Origin of the sequence: Microcoleus sp. K1-B1 (assembly GCF_036704705.1) — a bacterium.
Taxonomy (GTDB): domain Bacteria; phylum Cyanobacteriota; class Cyanobacteriia; order Cyanobacteriales; family Microcoleaceae; genus Microcoleus.
In genome coordinates this window covers 1-6,341 of the sequence record NZ_JAUBSH010000161.1, presented here as the reverse complement: position 1 = coordinate 6,341, position 6,341 = coordinate 1, and the positions used below count along the sequence as shown (strand labels likewise).

The following is a 6,341-nucleotide window of genomic DNA, read 5'->3' as shown; positions in this document are numbered from 1 at the left end:
TATCCTTGCTCTTCGCTGTGCTTATCTCAATGGTCAACTTTCAATTTGATGTATTTGCCAAACTGAGATGCACCCAATACAATGGTACTCGAAGCCCCGTCTATCAAAGCCAAACCAACCATCACCTGGGAACCCCTACCAGCTAACTTCGTATTACCCGACGATCCGGTGGAAAATATTCAACAACCTTCTCTCGCTGCTGGTCTCACCGATGCACTGGGAGCCGCAGGATGTATCCAGCCAGAAATGCTGATTGCCTCTAATTTGGGGTTAGTCGCCACAGTCAATAAAAAGATTGTTGTCAAAGCTCCAGACTGGTTTTATGTGCCCCAAGTGCATCCTCTAGCAGATGGGGTAATTCGCCGTAGTTATACTCCTCATACTGATGGTGCTAATGTGGCGATCGTGATGGAGTTTCTGCTATACAAATACTAGACAAGTCTAGACATTTGCTTCTTACTTCATCGGGGGCATGGGAGCGGCTATCCCTCAGTAAGCTTTCACGGTTTAGCCAACCGTGATAAATTTATTGCTGCATTCAAATCCCTGTCTATCGAATGACCGCAACTTTCACAGTTATAAGTCCTTTCTTTTAACGGCATACCTTGGATTAGTCCGCAATTTGAACAGGTCTTGCTTGATGGGAACCAGCGGTCGGCAACGACGATCTCACAGCCAAACTTTTTAGCTTTGTATTCTAACTGGCGCTTGAATTCATGGAATCCACAATCAGTTATTACCTGAGCTAGTTTGTGATTCTTTAGCATTCCACCGACCTTCAAATCTTCTACTACTATCGTTGCGTGGTTTTTGCATAAGTAAGTAGTGATTTGATGTAGAGTATTTTTTCTGAGGTTTGCTATTTTTGCATGATGCTTTGCTAGTTCAATTTTGGCTTTATATCTATTATTGGAATCTTTCACCTTTCTCGCTAAGACTCTTGACAATCTCTTAAGTTTTGCGAGATGCGCTTTGTAGTGCTTTGGGTTCGGAAATACTACGCCAGTTGAAAGCATAGCCAACTCTTTCACTCCCAAATCTACTCCTACAACCTTATGAGTTTTGATGGTCGGCTCAGGACTTTGTTCGTAGGCAAAAGCGATAAACCAACTATCGGCAGTGCGCGAAATGGTAATTGACTTGCAAGTTGTATGAGGCAATCCTTCGTGGGTTTTTATCCAGCCGATTGTCGGTAACTTTATAGACGTACCACCTACCGGGATAGGTTTACCGCCAGCATCAATCGTAAAGGAATCGTGATACCCCTTCTTTTTAAACTTAGGATACCCACCTTTTTTTGAGAAAAATCTAGAGAACGCATCTCCAAGATGGTCAAAAGCATATTGGGTAATCTTCTGACATATTCCCGTTTCTTTAATCCAAGTGAACTCAGGTTTTACATGATTGTTGAAGAATTTCTTGAGCAGGTATTTGTTGGGCTTCAATCCATCTTGATAAAGATTGTTCCAAGTAGCCAGTCCCCAATTATAAGTAAACCTCGCTATGCCAGCGTGTTTACTCATAACTGTTGATTGACTTTTGTTTAGCTTTAACTTTGTTTTGATGGATAGAAGCATTGTTCGACCTCAACACTGGATTTTTTTGTTTAACTCTGCCACGTCCTGTACAGGTTTGTCAATAGCATTTTTTAAATTTTCTTTGATTTCCTTGGAGTAATTTCGTAGACCGTATAACCGACAGGAGAAACAGTGAATTATTGCCATCAGGTCTTCTACTAATTCATGTTGAGGAGACAGTGATTCTTGGTTGGCGACTATAATTTCACATCCGACTGATACGGCAAGTTCTTGGATGAATTCAAAGGCAAATCTGCACATCCTATCTTTGTGTGCAATTACGATTATTGATATTTCACCCTTAAGCATTGACAGCATAATTGCTAGAAACTTTTTTCTCTTAAAGTTTAGTCCACCGCCAATTTCCGATATCCAGTCATCAACGCTTAGCCCTCGACCTAGGCAGAAGGCTTCCATTGCTAGCATCTGGTTTTTGAGTTCTGGCTTTTGCCCGCTGGATGAAACTCGACAGTAAACTACGATTTTTCGTTTGGCTTCTATGGGCTTCAATCCGTTAGCTATCAAGAGATCGTCTTCTGTGTAAAACCGATGACCTGATAGGGTGCGCTTGGCCGGTAGCTTCCCTGAGACATCCCAACGCTGGAGTGTTTTTACTGACAATCCCAGCTTTTTTGCAAAAACGCGCGAGTTTAAACAAAATGGTACACCGTAGTTTTGTCTACAACTGTACCATTCTGTCTACTTATTTGCTATCTAGGTACTAGCTCTCGGAAGCAGAGGGAGGAGAACTATCAGTCAGAGCAACTCCGCCCTATGAAAAACTCCACTTTCACCCAAGTATCTACCAGAATAGACGCAACCACAGGCAGATTGCCCCTACAAAACGCTATATTTTTTTGTTCGTAAGTCCTGAATCGAAAATCAAAAATCGAATAACCCTTGACGTGTGTAGCAATTCGTGATATTTTTATCCGCATTTGTCTGGATATAAAAAATATTTATGAATAAATCTTAAGTTTTAATTAAATTTAGTATTATAATTTGGGTAACTTCCAACTAAGTATTTATTCTCACTATGGTAGCGGATCAATTTCCTTGGCTGACCGCAATTGTCATCCTACCCCTGCTAGCTTCCCTCGCCATCCCTTTTCTGCCGGATACAGACGGCAAAACCATTCGCTGGTATGCCCTAGGCGTAGGTATTGCAGATTTTGTATTAATGTGCTGGGTGTTTTGGACTCATTACGATCCAAGCATCTCTACTTTCCAAATCGTAGAGCAATATTCCTGGATACCTTCTTTAGGTCTCAACTGGTCTGTTTCGGTTGACGGACTCTCAGTGCCGTTGGTACTGTTGGCGGGATTGGTGACGACTCTATCTATTTTTGCAGCCTGGGAAGTCGATCGCAAGCCACGACTCTTCTACTTCCTAATGCTGGTGATGTACTCCGCGCAGATAGGAGTTTTCGTCGCCCAAGACATCATGCTGCTGTTCATTGTCTGGGAACTAGAACTAATTCCGGTGTACCTGCTAATCTCGATTTGGGGCGGACAAAACCGTCGCTACGCAGCTACCAAATTCTTGATTTACACCGCAGGCGCTTCCATCTTTATTTTGATAGCTGCCTTAGCAATGGCATTCTACGGCGGAGGCACCCCCACCTTCGACATGGTAGAACTCGGCTTGAAAGACTACCCCCTAGGTTTAGAATTATTCCTTTATGCGGGATTGTTAATTGCCTTCGGTGTGAAACTGGCGATTTTCCCCTTCCACACTTGGCTACCTGATGCCCACGGTGAAGCATCTTCTCCCGTGTCGATGATTCTGGCCGGCGTATTGCTGAAAATGGGCGGATACGGACTGATTCGGCTGAATTTGGAACTTCTTCCCCAAGCACACGTTTACTTTGCACCGATTATGGCGGTGCTCGGCGTAGTCAATATTATCTACGGCGCGCTGAATTCCTTCGGTCAATCGAACATGAAGCGCCGCTTAGCGAATTCGTCGATTTCTCACATGGGATTTGTGTTGTTGGGTATTGCTTCCTTCACGGATTTGGGAATCAACGGGGCGCTGTTGCAAATGATTTCCCACGGTTTAATCGCCTCAGTATTGTTTTTCCTGGCTGGCGTTACTTACGATCGCACCCATACAATGATCATGGACGAGATGGGCGAGATTGGAAAAGTCATGCCGAAAGTGTTTGCTTTGTTTACCGCAGGCGCGATGGCATCTTTGGCACTCCCCGGAATGAGCGGTTTTGCTAGCGAATTGTCAGTGTTTATGGGCGTCGCCACTAGCGATATGTACAGCGGTTCTTTCCGCGCGGTGACAGTGTTCCTGGCGGCAGTAGGACTGATTTTGACGCCGATTTATTTGCTCTCGATGCTGCGACAGTTATTTTACAACTGTGGGAGACTAGCGGCTTGCGACCTTGAGGATCTAAATTTGCAGAATCAGAGAAACAATCTGGATGAAGCGGTTTGTTTTGGTAATAGTTGCGTTTTGCCTGGTGATGCACCGTTTATTGATGCTAAACCTCGGGAAGTGGCGATCGCATTTTGCTTTTTGATACCGATTGTCGGCATTGGTTTTTATCCCAACATGGCGATGCAAGTCTACGATGCCAAGACAGTCGCAGTCAACGCAGAAGTCCGCCAATCTTACATCCAAATTGCTCAACAAAATCCTCGGATTTATGCGAATCAACTTTTGGTTCCCAAAATTGCTCAAGCTCAAAAATCGCCTGCTTTGGACAAAATTACAGGGTCTGAATCTGCATCGCTTTTTGGCATTGTCAAATAATTTTATCGCACTCTGTTTGTGTTGAAAATTGGGCGATCGCTTTTGTCAAAGGGCGATCGCTTTTTTTTTATCGCTGAATTTCAGAAATAATCTGGGCCAGATTCTCCCTAGCATATCCCACCTCAAGAATCGATTTATCCTCCATATCAGAGGTAACTTTCTTCAAGATATTTAGCGGTTCTTCAGAGCCTGTCTTTTTCACAAACAACACTTGCAACCGATTTTTTACTAATGCTAAAATAGAGCTACTTCGCTCGCCTTTATCCCCTTTCCGTTTAGCAATATTGATGATCAATTTGTGAGTTTTCAACAGTCCCATTCTTTCTATTCCTTGGGTCTTAACCGTCTCCAAAACCTCCGCTCGAATCTGATCGACTAATCTGTCGGTCACATATTGCACAATCAAAGGCTGAAGCATAAAAACAGTTTCCCCGCCCTCACTAATTTTGTCAATCAGCGAGCGACGACCCAGAGAATCGAGATTTTTCAGCAAATCCGAAAGCGATGAATTGACCAACATCTGCTCTCGCAAAGTCGCCAGGGAAATCGGGATTTGAGCAATAGCAATCCAGTAGGCAATCTCTTGTTCAGAACTCGACATTCGATCGAACTGCTGCGCCAGCAAATTGCTGATATGTTCTTCAATAAATAAAGCCGTTGCTTCCAAAAGCTTTAAAACATTTCCCTCAAAAAACTCGTTAATTGTTGTCGCTACAATCTTTAAGGCTAGCAGATTGCCTCCGTACCGAGATAACAAGATTTCTAACTCTTGAGCTTGAGGCGACAAACCTTTTTCTTGGAAAATTTCCCGCGCTATTTCCTCGGAAATAGCAGGTTTTAAAGACCGCACTTTTTCTCCCGCCAGCAAAGCCAGTTCCGTAGGTTCTTCCGAACTAACTAGCAGTAAACAGCTATTGTGATTGACCTCACACAGCCGCACGATTAAATCTCGATATCCTTCGTAACCTTCGCGGTAGTGGCCGGCTAATTCTTCGGGTCTGAGAACTGCTTCAAAATCATCTAAAATTACCAGACAGCGGTGTTTTCGCAGATACTCGACCAATCGCGAAATTTTGCTGTTGAGGTCGATCCTCTTCGTTGGCGTAGCCCCCGTAGGGGCGGGCTCCGCTAACGGCACATCTGGTTTTTGTGGGTTAGAAAAAAGTTGAATTAAGCTTCCTAGGAAGTCGGATGGTGCGGGTGTCGATCGCAGCGATCGCCAAATCACAAAATCAAACTCATTCTGTATCTGTTTTGCCAACTGCACCGACAGAGTTGTTTTGCCGCTACCAGCCAAACCAAGCAGCGCTACCAGGCGACAATTATCTGATACAATCCACTGCTTTAAAGTAGTTAATTCTTCACTCCGTCCGTAAAAAACCGAAACATCCGGTGCTTGGCCCCAATCTTCCTGTCGGTGTCCGATGGCCATCTTCAATAGAGAGCCTTTACCTCCACTAAAATCGCTCGTTCCCTGATCGATGTGGTATGAAAACAGCAACTGATGCCTCAATTCCGAAAGCTTTCCAGGGCCGTTCCCCCCGATCTGAAACTTTTTGTAAACTTCGCCGAGTCTTTTGCGAACGGCGATGTCGCTAATGCCAAGCTTTGTGGCGATCGTCGCCGTAGATTGACCGTCGAGAGCCATAAACACAGTTTCTAACTCGGCATCTGTGACACCGCGTTGTTTGGCGATCGTTTGCACAAAGTTTTGAGGAATCGGAGTAGTCAAGGTAGGAATCTCGCCTATACTAAAAATCTATCTTCTATTATATTGTGTGAGTTCTCGCGGGCGAGCAATTGAATCGAATCTACCAACGTTCAGCTTGCTTTTTGTTGTTTGGGCAGTTTTAGATATTTATACCCATTTATCGATTGTGATACCAGTTTAAAAAGATGCAACTCTAAGCAAGATCCCAAGGGGAGCATCCCGGTTTTGCAAAAGCCTCAAATGGCCAAGAGATCGTTGAGGTAAGCACAACGAAGTTTTAGCATTT

At 44.1% G+C, this 6,341-nt stretch carries 5 protein-coding genes; 2 read left to right on the top strand and 3 right to left on the bottom strand.

Features of this window, described 5'->3' with window-relative positions:
- Positions 1–81 precede the first annotated feature (81 nt).
- Positions 82–435 carry a hypothetical protein gene (locus QUA83_RS29770; RefSeq protein WP_445301828.1) on the top strand — a complete coding sequence of 118 codons (354 nt, stop codon included), beginning with the start codon at positions 82–84 and terminating at the stop codon, positions 433–435.
- A 65-nt stretch (positions 436–500) separates the two neighbouring features.
- On the opposite strand, the gene QUA83_RS29765 is transcribed toward QUA83_RS29770, so the two are convergent.
- Together QUA83_RS29765 and QUA83_RS29760 are read right to left on the bottom strand one after the other, a co-directional pair.
- Positions 501–1,577: an RNA-guided endonuclease TnpB family protein gene (locus tag QUA83_RS29765; RefSeq protein WP_333297779.1), complete on the bottom strand. Its 1,077-nt coding sequence runs from the start codon at positions 1,575–1,577 to the stop codon at positions 501–503.
- Positions 1,578–1,586: 9 nt separating this feature from the next.
- Complete coding sequence (locus QUA83_RS29760) at positions 1,587–2,204, bottom strand: IS607 family transposase (RefSeq protein WP_333297780.1); 618 nt, start codon at positions 2,202–2,204, stop codon at positions 1,587–1,589.
- 409 nt (positions 2,205–2,613) lie between these two features.
- Here QUA83_RS29760 and QUA83_RS29755 point away from each other — a divergent pair, with 409 nt between their 5' ends.
- Positions 2,614–4,344: an NAD(P)H-quinone oxidoreductase subunit 4 gene (locus QUA83_RS29755; RefSeq protein ID WP_333297778.1), complete on the top strand. Its 1,731-nt coding sequence runs from the start codon at positions 2,614–2,616 to the stop codon at positions 4,342–4,344.
- A gap of 67 nt (positions 4,345–4,411) precedes the next feature.
- Here the strand turns inward: QUA83_RS29755 and QUA83_RS29750 are convergent, their stop codons facing one another.
- Positions 4,412–6,076, bottom strand: coding sequence for an NB-ARC domain-containing protein (locus tag QUA83_RS29750; protein ID WP_333297776.1), 1,665 nt, complete (start codon positions 6,074–6,076; stop codon positions 4,412–4,414).
- Between the last annotated feature and the right edge of the window lie 265 nt (positions 6,077–6,341).